We start from the raw sequence: 17,325 nt of genomic DNA, 5'->3' as shown, positions 1-17,325 counted from the left end.
ATTTCAATGTACCCCTACGGTGGCCAGAACTTTTAGTCTGCTTTTGCTGTTTGCATCTCTTCTGCTACAATCTGTTCGCAATCTTCAATGCTGTATCCCGATGCGGGTTCGCTCCAATACCATAAGGCGGGAGCTTGTTGTAATGTATCCATAATCAATTATTTTTTAGATGGGTTATTCAATGTTATAGTTGTTTCCGAATGTTGGTTGCCGCCCAGAATGCCGGTTCCTCCCTCCACATTGCTGTAAACCCGTAGAGGTTCGGCTAGTCCAATGTTACCCAAGCCTCCTTCTAACGTGCTTCCGGCAATTTTTTGTAAGGACAACAGGTATAAAAAGTAGGATTCGGAAAGGGAATAGATGGAAATGATTCTTTGTTCTGTTTCGTCTAACTCTGCCGTTGTCTCTTTTATTTGTAAAGTATAGGTTTGTCCGTTAATGCTTTGGTCGGTAAAGAGGGCTCCTCCTCTTTTTTCCAATCCGTTGAATGCCATACTTTCGTCCAATATGGCATCCTGTTCCTTGAATACAGGATCTATATAATCTATTTTTGTTTCGTAGTAACCGTAATAGCCCGTTTTTATTTGTGTGATTTTGGCCAGATAATAATTGTTCTTTTCCGGAAATTCATCAAACGTGACTTCATAGTATATTTCAAAATAGTCGGAAATTGTTCCTTGATAAACTCCGTTACCTTTTTTTATTGTATGACTGGCGTTTTTTATAGGTACTTTCTTTGGTATGATATCTTCTGCCGTTACTGTACCATATTCGGGGGTGGATGCAACAATTTTTATCCGGTCTCCTTCTGCCGGGATTGTATTTGAAAGGAATAAGGTATCCGGCTGGTCTGGGTTCCGGGGATTATTCAGTGTTTTCCATTGCATGGTTTCTATGTATTGATTGTTGATATAGAGCTCCACATGGGCGTGAGGGAGATTGACATAAGGCTTCTTGTCTGGATAGAACCAGGTCCGGGTGATGGAGGCCATTACCACTGTGTCGGGGGATACTACACTGTTTATTACCATTTTGGGCGTAGTGCGATATTCGTCCAAATCTATTTTTCGATAACAGGAGGTAAGGAACACTCCGAGAAGTAATGTATATAGCAGATGTTTCATAATCATTTAAAATTTATAAGTGTAAGAAACTGATGGTATAATGGGAACTATGCCCAGGGTATAGAAGCAGTCGTTATTATACCACCATCCTTTGCGTATGCTGACGGGTGCCATGTAGGAATAGACATTGTAGATGCTGATATTCCATATTCCCATCCGGTTCTTTTTCTTTGGCCGGTAAATATTGATGCCCAAGTCGAGTCTGTGATAGGCGGGAAGTTGGAAATTATTACGTTCCGTATAATAGTCTAATCCGCCTGAATCTATATAAGGAGGAACCAGGCTGCCTCCCGGAAACGGATGTTGGGGAGAAACGGCCTGGTAGTTTTCGAAAGAAACCGTGAGCCGGTTACCGGTTGCGTAGGTCCAGCTTCCGGTCAACTCCAGTTTGGGCTTGATTTTCCAATTGGCTATTATATTGAATTTATGCCGGTTGTCGAATTTGGCAGGAAAACGCTTGCCTTTATTTATCTCAGTGAACTGTCTGTCATTCCAGCTTAGAGTATAACCTGCCCATCCGGTTATTTTTCCTTTTTCTTTGCGGGCAATAAGTTCTACGCCGTAAGAACGTCCTTTTCCTTGAGTCAGTTTATCTTCCCAGCTGGTGGAAGGAGGGAGAAACTGGTAGTTGTCTTTATAGTCCATCAGATGTTTCATCCATTTATAATATCCTTCTATGGAGAAAGAGTAGATTTTGTTGCCGGTGGTGTAATAAGCTCCTACAGCCAGTTGGTCGCTCTGCATCGGTTTCAGCTTGCGGCTGACCGGTATCCATGTGTCTGTGGGCAGGTTGATGTAGCTTTCATTGACTTGATGTACATATTGGCTCATCCGGGTATAAGAGGCTTTGAGACTGAGTTGCGGATTGATCAGGAAACGACTGGAAAAACGGGGTTCCAGAGAAGTGTACGTTTTCCCGTCAATGGTGTATAGTCCGAGGTGAATCCCGGCGTTCAAACGTATTCTTTTGTTCATTTTCCAGTCTTCTTCCATATATATGCCTAATTCATGTGCAGGTAGGGCAGTGTCGTTGTTTTGTCTGGTCTGGGTGGTCATACCATTGGAAAAATACGATTTTTCGTCTACGGGATGAAAACGGTGGTAAATATAATGAGTGCCGAAATGCAACTGATGGGAAGCATTGGGGCGGAAATCGAAATTGGCTCGTATGCTGAGGTCGTCAATGCGGTTCTGGGTTGAACTTTCCTGTGATACGTAGTTGGCTTCTGTTCCTTGGTAGTAGTCTCCTTTCAAGGTGGAAGAGTAGTGGGTAAAGGCGGCATTCACATTACCGAAGAGTTGGTTGTTGAATACGTATGACCAGCCGGTAAATGCCATGATGTTTCCCCATCGCAGTCTGCCGGTGTTTCTGCTTTCATATCCGTTGTCACCTTCTCTTTTTTCTCCTCCCTTCAAAAAATCGTTTCCCCAGTAAAGACCGGCATATCCGCGGCTGCGGTCATTGAACTGGTGGTTGAGTTTAAAGTTCATGTCGGTAAAAGCGTATCGTGCCACTATTTGGGTTTCTCCTTTATTTCTGGTAGCGTTCCAGATGGCGATGGTTGGGGCCGAAAGCGCGTCAATCCATGAACGGCGTAATGCAAAGTTGAATGAGGTCCGGTCTTTGACCAACGGACCTTCCAGATTCAGGCTGCCTGAGGTCAGTCCCAGCATGGCGCTTCCGTGATATTCTTTCATGTTGCCATCCTTTGTATGGATATCGACTACGCTGGACAGTCTTCCTCCGTAACGGGCGGGGAAGGCGGACTTAAAGAATTCTACATCCTTTACGGCTTCGGCGTTGAAGGAGGAAAACAGACCGCCCACATGGTTGATCTGGTATAACGGATTCCCTTCTATCATATAAAGATTGTCGTCTCCATTACCGCCCCGCACATACATTCCTGCCAATCCGGCTGTGCCTGCCGATACACCCGGCAAGGTCTGTAGGGTTTTTATAATATCAGCTTCTCCGAATAATACCGGGGTTTGTTGGATCAGGTCTTTGTTGAGACGGGTATGTCCCATATCGGATGTTTGGACTAATGGAGAAGAGGTATATTCTCCGGTCACTACTACTTCGGCTAATTGCTGGTGGCTGTTCAGCAGAACCGGAAGCAGCGTGTCTTGTTCCAATTGTATGAATGAACGGTGGAAACTGTCATAACCTACATAGGAGATGTTCAGGTATACATCGTTTCCGGCTTCCAGGGTCAGGCTGAAAAAGCCGTCGGCGTTGCTGGTTGTTCCTTGATGGCTTTTAGCATCATAGATGGAGGCGCCTATAAGGGACTCTGAGGAGGATTTGTCTCGTATGAAGCCGCTGATTACAATGTTTTTCTGTTTTTTCTTGAGGATGATGTATTTGCCTGATTGTATATATTCTACGGACAGTTTTTGAAACAGAATGCGCAAACAGTGGGATAACGGCTGGGCGGTTATTGTTATATCTATCGGTAACAGATGTTTTGTTAAAGAGGATTCATACGAAAAGGTTACACCTGTCTGCCGGGTGATTTCTGCTAAAACTTTACGGATGGGGGTTTGTTTCATATCTAATGTTACGAGGGGTTCGTCATGTTCTGTTCCTTTTGCCTCAATGCAAATGTGCATGAGGCAAAGGAGCAGAAGAAAAGAAAATTTAGAATGGAATTGCATCATTGGGTTATGTCTAGTTTTGTATCTAGTGTTTGGTTTATGATTTCAATTATGTCTTCTATCGGAGTATTGTCAAAGGTCGTGGTCAAATAGTACTCTTTTTGTGGAATTCCGCCGATATGGACCTTATAGACTTCTTCTAGTTCTTTTACTACCTTTTTCAAGGGGGCTTCATTATAAACAAACACGTGAGTCTTCCATGCAAAAGTGTTGGGATCACTTTGCTTTTCTATTTGCATTTGTCCTTTTTGGTTAATGAAAGCATACATGCCTTTTGTCAGGATAGCTTCTTTTTGTTCTTTGTTATAAAAACGGACTTTTCCAGACTCTACGGTTGCCGAAGTTTGATTTGCATTTGCCGTTACTTGGAATTGCGTACCTAGTACTTGTATGTTTGCCAGTTCGGTCTGTACCCTGAAGGGACATTGTTCTTGATGTGTGACTGAAAAATATGCTTTTCCGTTTAAAGTGACGTTCCTGTTTTTTTTGCCGTATGCCAAGCGGTCATACTGTAAGGCCGAATTCTCTGCCAGCGTAATATGGCTGTTATCCGGAAGCGTGACTTCTTTGACAGCGTGTGCGGATGAGGCAATGACAATCCAATCTTGCCTGTCGTATATCCACCACCAACTGAATCCGGCTATCAGGAAAGTGACAGCGGCGATAGTTATTAGTCTATATAATAAGATAGAATTATTTTTCTGTTTGCCGATACCTAGTTTTTGCCAGGCTTGTGTCGTGTCCAGCCTGTTTTCCCGATAGAACCGGGCTACAAAACGAATATCTTTTTCTTCTTTCTCCATGCGATCTTTTTTCTTTTTATTGTTAAGACAGGGAAAAGACAAAATCCCCCTATTCGCTTGCCGATTTTTTTATCCGAAGAAAAAAGTATATATTTTAATGGCTGTTTCTCGTAATGTTTTCAGTGCCTTACTGATTTGATGTTCGACTGTTTTTATAGAAATACCCAGCTCGGTGGCAATTTCCTGATAAGTAAGGCCGTCACGTTTGGAAAGCAGAAAGATCTTTTTCCGTTCGGTAGGAAGGTGGTCGATAGCTGTCCATAAACGAGCATCACGTTCTGACCGGATGATGCGTTCTTCTTCTGTTAAATCTTCCAAGTCTGTCAGTTCGGTTGTTTCACAGTGTGTTTGCCGGTTGGTTACCAGTGTGAGTGAGCGGTTACGTACAGTTTGGTACATATAAGCTTTCAGATTTTGAATAGATGTGCCTCCGACAAGCTTTTCCCATACATCAGAGAAGGCTTGTTGGACGATGTCTTCTGCGTCATCCAGATTTTCAGTATAGCGCAGGGCATACATATTCAGCGGACGGTAAAGACAGCGAAATTGGTATTCAAATTCCTTTGCCGATAGTTTCATATTACGTTTTTATGTAAACAGAGGCAAACTTACGGCTTTTTTTTCGGTAGTCAAGCGATACGAGGTGAAAAGTCTTTAATTTCATAGTCAGTGTAAGGGATATCGATCTTGAACAAAAAACATTTTTCCCTTTTATATTATTTTATTCTGTCACCATATCTTGTTGTAAATCAATATAATGCCGTGCGAATACTTTTCGAATTCCACTGAAACGGTTTGTAGTCCTGCTTCTGCTTGCTTTTCATCCGGCAGAAACAGGTTTTCTTCATGCGTGTGTCTTTTCTGCAGCTGTTTTCCGGCAAGAGCATAGGCGGATTTGTGTTTCTATCCGGCGGCATCCGAAATATCACCTTGGTGAAGCGCTTCTTTCACCTGGGTGAAGCAAGTAGTTCACCTTAGTGAAATGGCATTTTCACTAAGGTGGAATAATGGATGGAATGGGGTGGCTGTATGATAACAGCCTTTAGTTAATGTGATTAGCGTTCACTGTACCGGCTTCGGAATTTAGTATCTGCATACCGATTAAAAGGGATATGGGATCTTTCTCCCGAGAAGTCTCCAGAAAAGGCACATTAAAAGCATGGCTTTATGTCAAAGCTGTGGCAGGCTATCCGCCTTAACAGAGCCTTAAAGGGCATAAAGCGGTTATGGAATAGAATACCAGACGGGCTGATAGCTGGTACAAGCCCCCCCTTATGCACGGGTGGCATCGTTGGTACGCTCGTTGCAGAATGGTTTTGAATAATTTGCCAATGTGTCAATGTGCTAATATGCCAATTGGCTGCGCTCTATTCCGCATGATCATTGGCATATTAGCACATTTGTGAATTAATTCATTATTAATCAGTTATACGATAACTCTTATATCGAAGTTACGTTTTTGATAGTTAAAAAGCGAAGAAAGGACGGACGTTATATCCGGAATCAGAAAGCTTGCTGTAAGTTTTGACAGCTACTCTTTCCCAAAAAACGCCATCGAGCATCTCAAAGTGCCAAATAAGAATCCAGGCATCTGTCGCTACATTGGATTCGGTGGTGCATCTGAAAATGTTTCTGTTGCCGACAATTTCTCCCAACGTACTTCCGGCTTTGGCTAATTGTTTACTTATTTTTTCTCTTGTTTCGGTTCCATATATCAGAGTTTCTAAACTGTATGCAGACTGTCTTTCAAATGTTCTCGGAGATTTTCCCCCTATATTTATGAGCAGATCGAACCATTGACCTATACTCGGCATGAACCACGGACTGCATATATTTTCGTCATTCGGTATTTTATTTTTCGTCCGATAATCTTTTATCTTAAAAAAAGCTTTGTATGTATTCTTAAGTTGAGTATCATCATAAGTATTCAATATTACTTGCGTTTCAGAATAGCCATTCATGTTATTCTCCAGTAAATCGTTTGTTGTCATATTAGGGATATCGGGTTCATCTACCTTGTCTCCCCATTTTGCCACTCCTATGTTTTCCAATCCCATCACATAGGCATGTGTCCATCCTTTCTTATTGCATTCCGGATCGGTCATTTTTTCCGGATCGCAAGTAATTACCATCCCTGCAGCATCTTTGTAGTCGGGGATTGTGTTGCCCTCAAAGACTCCATCTCCGGGGAAAATCTCTATTTTATTGTTTGCCGTGAAAAAAACAAAATCACCGGGAGTGAGTTCCCGTGTTTTCTCTATGGCAGATAACGGGCTTTTCACCTCTAAGGTGTAGCAGCATCCTGCAGTGAACGCTGTGGAGGGGGTGAATGAGTAGGTCAGTGTTTTGTCTGTGCTTGTGCCGGAAGTTGATACATCGGTTATTGAATAGCTCCCGGCTATGGCTGTCGCTGTCTTGGTGGGGAGGACAATGGCACGGAAACTGCCGTCGTCCATTTTGCAGGGAGTGACATTGTTCAGTTTCACGTTTTTGGCTGTGACATCGACAGTCAGGTCTGATAATGTTCCATTGTTGCGATAGGTGAAGACTGCATCCGCGGGTGGAACATATTTGAAATGCGCTTGTGGCTTCAATATCAGTAATGCGAACCGATGCTCGAATTCAAAAGTCAGGGTTTCCTCGCTGACCTTTCCTACGGCGGTCATCAGGTCACAGGCGGTATATTCATCGGAACCGGATTGATCCGCTCCGGGTTTCAGCTTTTCGTTGTCCACTAGTGAGGTCATGATTTCATCTATGGTTTTACCGGTATCTATCGTGACACCTTCCTTGTAGGGATAGTACGCGATATAGTCCATACCTTCATTCCAATAGAGCGAAGTGCCGGCAGGAGGAATCCACTCACCTGTGTCAATGCCTGTTTTCTTATAAGTCAGTTTGATGTTGTTGACGGCATCTGCTATCGCATTATTTTTAACGGCGAAAATGCCGATGGCGTCTCCTGCACTAAACTGCGTTTCGGCTCCGTCTTCCAAGGGAGTACGTGCAAAGGGGGAGCCGGATATGGAGAGATGATTGAAATTGCTTGCCGTGGCTTTCACGATGAGGGGCGTCTGGTTAGTTCTTTTGCCATCCTCTGGGTCGTTTTCGTGCGTACATGCGCCACCTATGACAAGGAGGCCGCATAATACCGTGACGATAAAAGAGTATTTCATATGTATATATAGTTTTTCTTTCAGATTCAATTAATTGTTCCGTCCACAGATCCCTGACCGCCATTCCCCCATGTGGGATGACTTTCTGTTGTGGCAGTGACTACTTTTTTGTCTATGCCGATGGTGTAGCTCACGAAAGCCCCCGACAGCCATTTGTCGAGTGAGGGTAAAGGCTGATTGGTCAACGTGACGGTTTGCGTTCCTTTGATTCCTATGTATGTATAGGTGATGTTGAATGTGTTTCCTATATTTGTGGGGAGCAGGAAGTAGGTACATAGCATAGCTTCCTCCGGAGTACTTTTATCCGGTACGGACAGGGATTTTGTGGTAGCGGTAAATGTTTCGGCAGTAACCGTTGACGGATAAGTCCAACCGAAACCCTTGTCGTCATCGTTTGCCGGCACATGAAAAGCCAGTGTCCCGCTTTTTGCTCCCGTAATGGAGAAAGCTGTGATTACCTTTCCCGTTATGTCGTCATTACTTTTCACATTGAAAACCACCTTGGTAAGTGCGTGTTGCATTTTGAAATCCACACTGCCCCCGTTTTGGTTTATAATGGGGGTGGCGGCAAGCAGGTCCACCTGGTCGGCTTCTGCTGTGGGTGTAGTGTAAGTGAATGAAGGATAACCCTTTTGGATTGCGTTGCTCGGCGTAACGCCCGTGGCATTGTGGGGTGCATAGGCAAAGAAACTGATTTTATCCGAATCATTGTTTGGCCAATACTTCAGGGGAGTGTATTGCCATGTGCCGTTTTTCTTTTCCACCAGCTGATTGTACATGAAGTTGGGGGTGGAAACTGTTGCGTCAAAGTTGCCGTGGGTAAGACTGGCAAATACTCCGATGGAGGTAAGATTGTCGTTGTTTATATCGCTGGCCCTTGTGGCGGTCGTTACATTGTTGGAGAAGCCTATGGGAACATTTACGGTTTCTGTGCCTGTATCCTTTTCGCAAGACGTGAGTGTCCATGCCGAAAGGATTATAAAAAAGAGTATCTTTCTTAATCTTCTCATTGTTTTATTTATGTGTCAATTTCAATTTGTCGGTTGGTGTGCCCGGAGAAGGACATTCAACCTTATCCGGGCTTATGCAATATTTAATTTACATCAAAATTACCGGTAACGCTACCCCAGTCGTTCACTTTAGCCGCACTTACTTTTATTTCCTTCAGAGAAATAGTGAAAGTGTATGTGTAAAATTTACCTCTTTTCATGTGATTGGCAGGTAATGAAACTGCTGTTTCCAAATGGCTTACTGCGTATTTGGGATTGTCATCGCTGCTATCTGCCGTTTTGGATACAATATCGTAATGGAAGCCAATCTGAATATCGCCACTTGTACATCCGCCGGCACCGTCTGCCGCAACTTCTTCAGCATTATCGTTGATTGGAATTAAGTACAGGTATTGATCTTTTTTGAATAAATCTACCGGAGTTTCTTTGTTCCCTTTTTTCAGAATGATGCCTTTAATGGATTTTTCCGTACCATCGGCCCATATTTCCGTGATCTCCTTCTCTTCCATTTTCATGATCTTTTCGATGCTGTAATCGCCTTCAGCGATTGTAGCATTTTCATAGTCCCAATGAAGGTCTTTCCATGTTGCCTTCGTATAAAATTTAGAATTTTCGTTGGTTAATTTATTAGTCTGATCAAAAGACAGGCTCCCTCCCTTTTGGCCTATTATCCACATGTGAGTGATATAGATGAAGCTGCTTGTTCCGTCCAATCCGCTATAGTCAGCGCCTAATTTGGCTTTAAAATTTATTTTAGAAAGTGTATGCCTGAAGTTGAATTGTATGGCCTCATCTTGTGCTGTTTTGTTTAATTCTTCAGCTACAACCAAGTCTACCATTTCATCAATTTTGGTTGCTTCTTTCAATGTGAAATCAATAGAAGGTATGCCGGTATCATCAATTTGGGAAGTCACGATTCCTACACGGCCTCCGGATACATTGCTCTCATAAGGAGCATAGGCAAAGAAAGACACTTTGTCTGTCGTGTTGTTCGGCCAATACTTTGTCGGGGAATAAGTCCATTCATTTGCATTTGTGTCATAAGTCACTTTTTGATTGAACATAAAAGATGGAGTTACGGTTCCTTTAGCCTCATCCCAATTTTTACTCCCTGTGTAATATCCCATAATGCCGAAACCGCCATAATGGGTCTCGTCACATGTTCCTTGCATGGTTGTGGTAGAAACATCTGTGCCTCTGGTCGCCACCCCCGTGTAGACATCGAATCCGACAGCTGGATTACCGACTGTTCTGACCTCCGTAATTTCATTCTGCGAACAACCTGCCACCAGCAACGTTGCTATCGCCATTAATAAATGTTTTGTTCTCATTTTTTTATTGATTAGTATTATACTTTTGTTTTACAAAGGCAATTCTGTGTTTTCTTCTTTCCCCCAGTCGTTTACATCTGCATTGAAACCGGAGTTGGGATCTTTTTCAGGTTCTACATCAGGTATTCGTCCGGGTGTTTTTGCTTCTATATGTAGGTAGATGGCACCTGTTTCATCCGTGTCTTTTGAGATACTCACTTTATCGAAGTTTTGTTCTATCTTAGTCTTTCCGTCTACTAGATTGGCACTCAGGCTCATGCTGTGGTCGGTTTCTTCGTCAAATCCGAAAACACAGATTTCGCCTGTAAGAGTGCCGTCGGTGAAAGATCCTTCGTGGAAGGTCGGGTTTCCTATGGAAAATTCCTGTGTAATCATCTTTTCACCGCATTGGCCGTTGTGCAGCAATATGGAGGCGTGGATGCCTCCAAGGCGGCAAGTAGCATCTTTTATGTTGTTCAGTCCGTCTATGCTAATCTGCACTTTCACTGTGCTTGTCAGCTCGGTAGGGGTGAAGTGCAGTGAGCATTCTATGTTGTCCGTCACTTCAAATCCCTCGATGACGCAGGTTGCCAGCTTTTCGGGTGAGGTAACGCTAACTTCGCTTGCGGAACGATTTTCTATTTGTTTGGCATACGCTTCGAAGGTGTGGAAAGCATTCTCTCCTCGGAAAGCAATGCCGCCGAAATCACTGAATGAACGGTTGAATAAGATCACGTTATAATGTCCTTTGGGCAAACGGGTGATGGCGTGAGTACGGTTGCCCATCAGTACGGTTTGAGGCACTCCTCCATTTTGGGGATAGAAAACGGCCGTCGCGCCATAGGTGTCTTCTCCCTCCAGTCCGGCTTGGCTCCAGTCTGCCATGAGGGTGACTCCCACAACTTCATAGTAGGTAAGTTCGCGCCTATTGCAAGATATGAAAAGCAGAAAGGAAAGCAAGATAAAACGCATTCTCATTTTACACCTCCTTTTACTTTATGGTTTAATATCCATGCAAGGGAGATTTTAGCTTTGGTGGGACCAAACCATGTATATCGTCCGTTGTTTTGCCACAACAATGTCTGATGGTTATCGTTGGCGTGGTAATGTTTGTAATAGGTTCTCAGCACTCCTATTCCGAGGTTGAATTCCAAATGCAGATTTCGGGAAATGCGTTTTGCATATCCGTAGCTGATTCCTGCGGCAATGAAGAATTCTCCTTGATAGCCATTCTCTTTCCATTGCAAATCGTACTTTCCGCCTCCGGCATACAGCCCGGCGAAGTGCCCCGTAAGGATATTTCGTTTCTTCTTGTTGTCTAGCCAGTAACGTGTTTCCAGTCCTCCGGATAATATTTGCATACAGTATTTGTCGTTATCAAACAGCCACCACGGAAACATCAATTCGCCGTTGAGCGACCAACATTTGCCAACGGGAACTTCGACTTCTATGTTTGGTATTAAAGCAATGTCAAACAGCATGTTTGTTTTCAGGGCGAGAAATGGAACCGACTTATTGTATTTCGTTTTTCCGGCTCCATGGTCATTGCCGGTATCTTCATTTCCAATGCCGATATGCTTAGAGTGAACACACGCGGTTTGGGAATGCCCGGGATGTTTCATTCTTTGTTCGTGTATGCTGATATTACTCTTTTGAACATTTGTTTGGAAACATAAAAAACTGTCTTGTCCATGAGTGGGCAGGAAGCAGGCTGTTAGAATCAAAGTTTGCAATAATACGCGTTTCTTCAGTTTTTTTTCACCTGACCATAAATGTGTACTAATGTAATTGCTTGCTACTTTAATAATCAGCAAACTGAGTATATAAAATAACTTTGTCATTCCTAATCAAAAAACGTTCTTAATAGGCAAACGTTTTTTAGAATAATCGCAAAGTTATAATAATAATTTGATAATCAGCAAAGTTTATTCAATTTAATTTATGATAATAGTTCGTTAAGCGTTAAATTAACACTTATGCGGCAATTGCCGTAAACTCTTACTCCCTCCACTTCACCGGTTTTACATCTGGTAGGTTTGTGCGATTAAATCAACCGGAAATATTGTTTTTAGTGAATGTTTCCCGAATTATGCTCGGTGAGCCGGATTATTCATACCGCTTGGGCACTTTTACGCTTTCGCTTGATGATGACAGATGATATGTTTGAAGAATGTAGTAATTGCCAAAAAACTGCCCTGTATCGGGAAGCCGGAACGAACCGAAAGGATATGGTATAGGACTGGCGCAAACCCAAAGTATCCAGAATAAGTGATATGCTGTAAACAAAAATAGGGCAAACCTCACGGCCTGCCCTATCCGAAACTTTAATATGAAATGCCTATTGAAACAAAAATCACAGTTTTTACCTTAAAATATTGCATTTAAAAGTTTCCTTTATCAGCATTGTCCCACCAAAGATGTGTTCCGCCTTTGTCACCGGAGATGCCAAATTTGCTGGAATTTTCTTGGTCCAGAAGTTTGATTCCGCCTTCTACTCCCTTAGCGTTGGCATCATAAGCCTGGCTGCTATAAATTACGCGGCGTACACCTTCTTCTGTGTTTACGGCTCCATTACTTTCATTGACGAATGCAGGAAAGAAGCGTGGATAGCCGGTGCGGCGTTGTTCTGCCCAGCCTTCGGTGGATAGGGGGAATAGGGCGAGCCATTTTTGGGTGATGATTCTTTCCAGTTTTTCTTCGTTGCTTGCGCTCTCATCCCATTTTACACTTAATTTATTTACAGCCGGGGTACTTAATTCGGCTTTGATGGGATCTGTATAGTCTATTTGGGTGCTTGTTCCATTGATGTAGGCGTCTACTGCTCCTTCCGGATATTCTTTGATTCCGGCATAAGCTCCCCGATAAGCTAATTCATTAGTCATGGAAACACGGATTCCATTTTCATATAGGTTCTTTACACTTTCACTGCCAATATCCCATCTTAATTTTGCTTCAGCCAATAGGAAATGGGCTTCCGCTGCTTTCATGATAGGCAGTGGCATGGAATAAGAGGAACCGTTGTTTCCCTGAATCCAACCGGAGAAGCTACCCCAACTGTTTGGTTTGGCAGGCAGGCCGCTGGCAAAACGGATACCCAGATATTGACTATTGGCGGCTACTGTGGTAGTACCGGCTTCGTTTTTGATATCTCCGGTATTCAGGGTCATATATAATGGTTGGCGCGGATCTTTGGTTCCACTCATAATAGTTACCAGATTGGCATTGAATCCACAATCACCCCAATTGAACATCAGCCACATTTCATTCTCAAGACTTTTATCGATCAGAATATCCTTGTTGACTGTTGCCAAGGTGTTTTGGGCAGCCTCGGTAGCGATTGCCTTAAGGTTCATTCCGGCGTTGCTGGCTTCGGTTTCCCGTTTGGACAGGCGTAACGCCATGCGTAGTTTCATCGTATTGGCTATTTTTACCCATAGGTCTTTGTCGCCGTTGCACCAACAGTCAAAGGATTTCAATTTGGCTATTTCATCTGCTCCCATGGCACTGATGTCAGTAATGGCTGTACTCAGATCTTCAAGCATGGCTTTATATAGGTCTTTCTGGCTGTCGAACTCGAAATACACTTCGTTTTCGCCCGACAGGATGGAACTGTAAGGTATCGGTCCGTAGGCATCTGTAGTCATCAATGTTCCGTAAGCCTGTACGATACGCATCACGCCTGACAGACCTCTTTCACCACTGGCGTCGCATTGTGCGATGATGCGGCGGGTGTTGTTGAAAATATGGAGATAATAGTTCTCATACATACCGCCACTATGTCCCCGGTTCTCTCCCATATCACCGTTGGTGAAGTTACCGTTGGGAGTCATAAAGTAACCTCCATAAAGGTCAATGGTCAGGTTGGTCCAAAACTGGAACATATTTTGCTGAGGAGGATAACAGTAGGTCATCGGTTCGGTACATTGTGCGGCAAAAGGAAGATCTGCCGGATTTACCTGGATGTTACTGGTATTCAATTTTTCAAAATCGTCTGTGCAGGAAGAGAAGATACTTCCTACGGTCATTGGGAATGCCATTAAAAAGGCGTATGTTAATATCTTATTCCGTTTCATAGTTTCAAGCATTAGAAGTTAAGTTTTAAATTAAGACCAAAACTGCGTGAGGTAGGCAGTGCAAACATATCTACACCTTGTATACCATTGCCTGTACCTGCTGATACGTCCGGATCCATCGGGGCGTCTTTGTGGAAGAAGAACAAGTTGCGGCCGATGATGGCTGCGGTCAGGTTCTTGCCCGCACCTAACAGGTTACGGAAGGTGTAGCCGAAAGTTACTTCGCGAAGGCGTATATTGGTTGCATCATAAACGTAGTTTTCTACAGCGTATGGACTGTTGAAGTTATTGTTACCGGTGGTGCGATAGTACTTATCGGCATCAAATTTTACTCCGTCTACTGTAATACCGCCGGCGTCACGGGCTTCACCTGAACGTTTGGACACGCCCCAACCGTCTAGAGCCGCTTCGGTCATACCGATCACTTTTCCACCGAATTTAGCATCAATCAGGAATGATAGTGAGAAGTCCTTGTAGCGGAATGTGTTCGTCCATCCCATATTTACTTTGGCATTCATATTGCCTGCGTATTCCAGTTCGTCCATAGAATCACCACTTACGATAGGCTCTCCTTTTTCGTTTTGCAGGGGCTTGCCGTTTTCATCACGCATCAGGTGACGTACATATAAATCTCCGTAGTGGCCGCCTTCTTTCAAGATCACTTTTGCACCTCCGAAATCGGTCAATGTCAGTCCGTTGGGAAGGTCATCTACCAATTCTTTAATCTTATTGTCATTGTAAGAGAAGTTTAGGTTGGTACTCCAACTGAAGTGGTCAGTGAACTGCTCATACCATCCGATGTTGAATTCAAAGCCTTTGTTTTCTACATTACCGGCGTTTACATAACGGTTTCTCAAGCCTGATTCGTAAGGAGCCGCAACGGAGAAGAACTGATTCTTGGTGTTGGTCTTATAATAAGTCAGATTGATATTCAGTCGGTTCTGTAAGAATGTACCGTCAAAACCAATTTCTAAAGAATGAGTTTTTTCCGGCTTCAATGTTCTGAACGGAGCTTTGTCGGGGGGAGTGATAGCACCTTGAGAACCTAGAGAATAGAGCAGATTACTCATGAATACAGGTACGTCATTACCTACGATAGAATAGCTTGCGCGGAATTTGAACAGATCAATGTTCTTACCCATATCTACAAATTTGTTCAGCAGGACACTACCGCCAAAAGAGGGATAAAAGAATGAACAGCTTTCTGTGAAAGCTAATGCCGAAGACCAGTCATTACGTGCTGATATATCAAGGAATATGCCTTCACGATAACCAAGTTGTGCGGTGGCGAATACTGAGTTCAGCCGTTTTTGGGTCATCCAGTTGTCATCTTTGCCCACGGTGGACATATTGCCATAATAGTTGTTCGGAGTAAAGATGTTCGGATAAAAAATGTTTCCGGAACCGGGCTGTGAGAACTGGGAGCCCTCACCCCATAGGTCTACATGAGAGGTTTTGGTTTTTGTAAAACTGGAACCTGCGGTAGCAGATAGAGAAAAATCATTGAATGTATGGTTGTAGCTTACCAAGACATCGCCATAAAGTTGGTCACTGAAATAGCGGTTGTCTTTCATGCGTCCCATCGGATAAAGGTTTCCTACGCTGGATGCGTAAGCATTGTGTACCCAGTGTTCTTCTCCTCTTTCGTAACGCATACGTCCTTGGATATTCAGATCTGGAGTTATGTCCCATTTGATGCTTCCGCCAAATTCATAGCGGTTACGGTCAGTGATCGGGGTCTGTCTGTTTAACATCCAATATGGATTACCGAATTGCTGTTGTTGTGTATTTGTCCAGTTTTGGACATAGCAGCCTCTTGCGGGATCATATACCTCGAAGTTCTCTTTATAGCCATTCCAGTCTTCTCCTCTAGGGAAGAGATAAACACCGGTCAGCGGATTCCATAAATAGCCGGCAGCTGCCTGATTGGTGATGTGCTGGTTGGTAAACTTGGCCGTGAAATCAATATGAATGTCTTTCAGAATATTGAAACCTACTTTTGAATTCAAATTGTGGCTTCGGTAGTCATTCTGGGGAGTGATACCTTGTGAATAGACATTGGCATAGGAAAAATAAGATTGGATGTTTTCATTACCCCCGCTTAAGGAGATAGAGTTATTCGTTGTAAATCCGGTACGGAAGAATTTTTTTGCATAGTTTGGAGCTTTGCTGCTTAGTTTCTCACCCCAGCTGAAAGTACCGTTGTCGCTCATCCCATAAGTAGTCTGGAATTCGGGTAGCACCATTGGGCTCTCCATTGTGGTGTTGCTGGATACATTAACGGAAACTTTACCCGACTGTGCTGATTTGGTGGTAATCATAATGGCGCCATTGGCTGCTACCGCACCATAAAGTGCTGCTGCCGATGCACCTTTCAGCAAGGTGATTTGGGCGATGTCGTCCGGATTGATTGTAGACATGGCGTCACCACCGTCTCGCTGGCCTCCGTAGTTGCTGTCTACCTGTGAATTGGTGATATTCATCATGACAGGAACTCCGTCTACTACTACTAATGGCTGGTTATTACCGCTGATGGACTTATTGCCACGGAACAGAATCTTGGAAGAACCGCCGGCTCCGGTTGAGTTCGGTGTAATCATCATACCGGCACTTTTACCTTGCAGGGAGTTAATCATATTGACGCTCTTGATGTCATTAACGTCTTTACCTCCTACTGTTTGCGCAGAATAGGTTAGTGTCTCGGATTGTCGTTTAATACCCATTGCCGTCACTACGACTTCACCCAGTGTTTCTGTGTCCGATGTCATTTTTACGTTGATTACTGTACGTCCGTTTACAGGTTCCTCGATGGTTTTCATACTTAAATAGGAGAATACCAGAATGTCTTTGTCGCCGGCTTGCAGGGTATACTTTCCGTCGAGGTCGGTCACTGTTCCGATAGTTGTACCTTTAATTAATACGTTTGCGCCGATCAGAGGTTCGTTAGCGTCTTTATCTATTACAGTACCGCTGACTGTATGCGTTTGTGCATACAATGCTGTTACAAACATTCCCAATAGGAATGTCAGGAAAAAAGTAAAAATTCGTCTCATAAGGTTAGATTTTGAGGTTCGTTCTTAATTAGATTTTTGTTTTTAGATTAAATAATAGGTTTGTTGATAATTGGGTATGTTTACCCAATAGGTTTGATTTGATAATTTTTCGCATAGG

At 43.4% G+C, this 17,325-nt stretch carries 11 protein-coding genes; all 11 read right to left on the bottom strand.

The features are described from left to right. Nucleotides 1–158: 158 nt before the first annotated feature. The 11 genes from GKD17_RS21795 to GKD17_RS21745 all read right to left on the bottom strand — a co-directional run bounded on the left by GKD17_RS21795 (nt 159) and on the right by GKD17_RS21745 (nt 17,207). Nucleotides 159–1,124 carry a DUF4249 domain-containing protein gene (locus GKD17_RS21795; RefSeq protein WP_007841477.1) on the bottom strand — a complete coding sequence of 322 codons (966 nt, stop codon included), beginning with the start codon at nt 1,122–1,124 and terminating at the stop codon, nt 159–161. Between the two features lie 6 nt (nt 1,125–1,130). Beyond that, a complete protein-coding gene (locus tag GKD17_RS21790; RefSeq protein ID WP_007833899.1) occupies nt 1,131–3,785 on the bottom strand; it encodes a TonB-dependent receptor in 2,655 nt (884 codons plus the stop codon). After that, nucleotides 3,782–4,585, bottom strand: coding sequence for a FecR family protein (locus GKD17_RS21785; protein ID WP_007833896.1), 804 nt, complete (start codon nt 4,583–4,585; stop codon nt 3,782–3,784). The genes GKD17_RS21790 and GKD17_RS21785 overlap by 4 nt, the downstream gene beginning before the upstream one ends. A 69-nt stretch (nt 4,586–4,654) precedes the next feature. Then, entirely contained in the window at nt 4,655–5,164 is a 510-nt protein-coding gene (locus GKD17_RS21780) for an RNA polymerase sigma-70 factor (protein WP_007833895.1), read from the bottom strand. A gap of 887 nt (nt 5,165–6,051) precedes the next feature. Further along, on the bottom strand, nt 6,052–7,761 hold the full coding sequence (locus GKD17_RS21775; RefSeq protein ID WP_032936033.1) for a fimbrillin family protein: 1,710 nt from the start codon (nt 7,759–7,761) through the stop codon (nt 6,052–6,054). A gap of 26 nt (nt 7,762–7,787) precedes the next feature. Further along, nucleotides 7,788–8,771: a fimbrillin family protein gene (locus GKD17_RS21770; RefSeq protein ID WP_007833892.1), complete on the bottom strand. Its 984-nt coding sequence runs from the start codon at nt 8,769–8,771 to the stop codon at nt 7,788–7,790. Nucleotides 8,772–8,854: 83 nt separating this feature from the next. After that, nucleotides 8,855–10,081: a fimbrillin family protein gene (locus GKD17_RS21765; protein WP_007833891.1), complete on the bottom strand. Its 1,227-nt coding sequence runs from the start codon at nt 10,079–10,081 to the stop codon at nt 8,855–8,857. Nucleotides 10,082–10,132: 51 nt separating this feature from the next. Then, nucleotides 10,133–11,059, bottom strand: coding sequence for a DUF5119 domain-containing protein (locus GKD17_RS21760; RefSeq protein ID WP_007833890.1), 927 nt, complete (start codon nt 11,057–11,059; stop codon nt 10,133–10,135). Continuing rightward, entirely contained in the window at nt 11,056–11,922 is an 867-nt protein-coding gene (locus GKD17_RS21755) for a DUF3575 domain-containing protein (RefSeq protein WP_007833888.1), read from the bottom strand. Before GKD17_RS21755 ends, GKD17_RS21760 begins: the two co-directional genes overlap by 4 nt. Nucleotides 11,923–12,462: 540 nt before the next feature. Continuing rightward, nucleotides 12,463–14,166: a SusD/RagB family nutrient-binding outer membrane lipoprotein gene (locus GKD17_RS21750; protein WP_007833885.1), complete on the bottom strand. Its 1,704-nt coding sequence runs from the start codon at nt 14,164–14,166 to the stop codon at nt 12,463–12,465. Continuing rightward, nucleotides 14,166–17,207, bottom strand: a complete 3,042-nt coding sequence (locus GKD17_RS21745; protein WP_007833883.1) for a SusC/RagA family TonB-linked outer membrane protein — start codon at nt 17,205–17,207, stop codon at nt 14,166–14,168. The genes GKD17_RS21750 and GKD17_RS21745 overlap by 1 nt, the downstream gene beginning before the upstream one ends. Nucleotides 17,208–17,325 lie beyond the last annotated feature (118 nt).

This window comes from Phocaeicola dorei, assembly GCF_013009555.1.
In the GTDB taxonomy this organism is placed as follows: domain Bacteria; phylum Bacteroidota; class Bacteroidia; order Bacteroidales; family Bacteroidaceae; genus Phocaeicola; species Phocaeicola dorei.
Note: the sequence above shows the minus strand (reverse complement) of the source record. Positions and strands in the feature narration are given on the sequence as shown.

Coding starts and splice junctions, on each gene's coding strand:
- GKD17_RS21770 (WP_007833892.1), bottom strand. CDS start 8,771: ATGAGAAGATTAAGAAAGATACTCTTTTTTATAATCCTTTCGGCATGG.
- GKD17_RS21775 (WP_032936033.1), bottom strand. CDS start 7,761: ATGAAATACTCTTTTATCGTCACGGTATTATGCGGCCTCCTTGTCATA.
- GKD17_RS21745 (WP_007833883.1), bottom strand. CDS start 17,207: ATGAGACGAATTTTTACTTTTTTCCTGACATTCCTATTGGGAATGTTT.
- GKD17_RS21795 (WP_007841477.1), bottom strand. CDS start 1,124: ATGAAACATCTGCTATATACATTACTTCTCGGAGTGTTCCTTACCTCC.
- GKD17_RS21750 (WP_007833885.1), bottom strand. CDS start 14,166: ATGCTTGAAACTATGAAACGGAATAAGATATTAACATACGCCTTTTTA.
- GKD17_RS21760 (WP_007833890.1), bottom strand. CDS start 11,059: ATGAGAATGCGTTTTATCTTGCTTTCCTTTCTGCTTTTCATATCTTGC.
- GKD17_RS21780 (WP_007833895.1), bottom strand. CDS start 5,164: ATGAAACTATCGGCAAAGGAATTTGAATACCAATTTCGCTGTCTTTAC.
- GKD17_RS21785 (WP_007833896.1), bottom strand. CDS start 4,585: ATGGAGAAAGAAGAAAAAGATATTCGTTTTGTAGCCCGGTTCTATCGG.
- GKD17_RS21765 (WP_007833891.1), bottom strand. CDS start 10,081: ATGGCGATAGCAACGTTGCTGGTGGCAGGTTGTTCGCAGAATGAAATT.
- GKD17_RS21755 (WP_007833888.1), bottom strand. CDS start 11,922: ATGACAAAGTTATTTTATATACTCAGTTTGCTGATTATTAAAGTAGCA.
- GKD17_RS21790 (WP_007833899.1), bottom strand. CDS start 3,785: ATGATGCAATTCCATTCTAAATTTTCTTTTCTTCTGCTCCTTTGCCTC.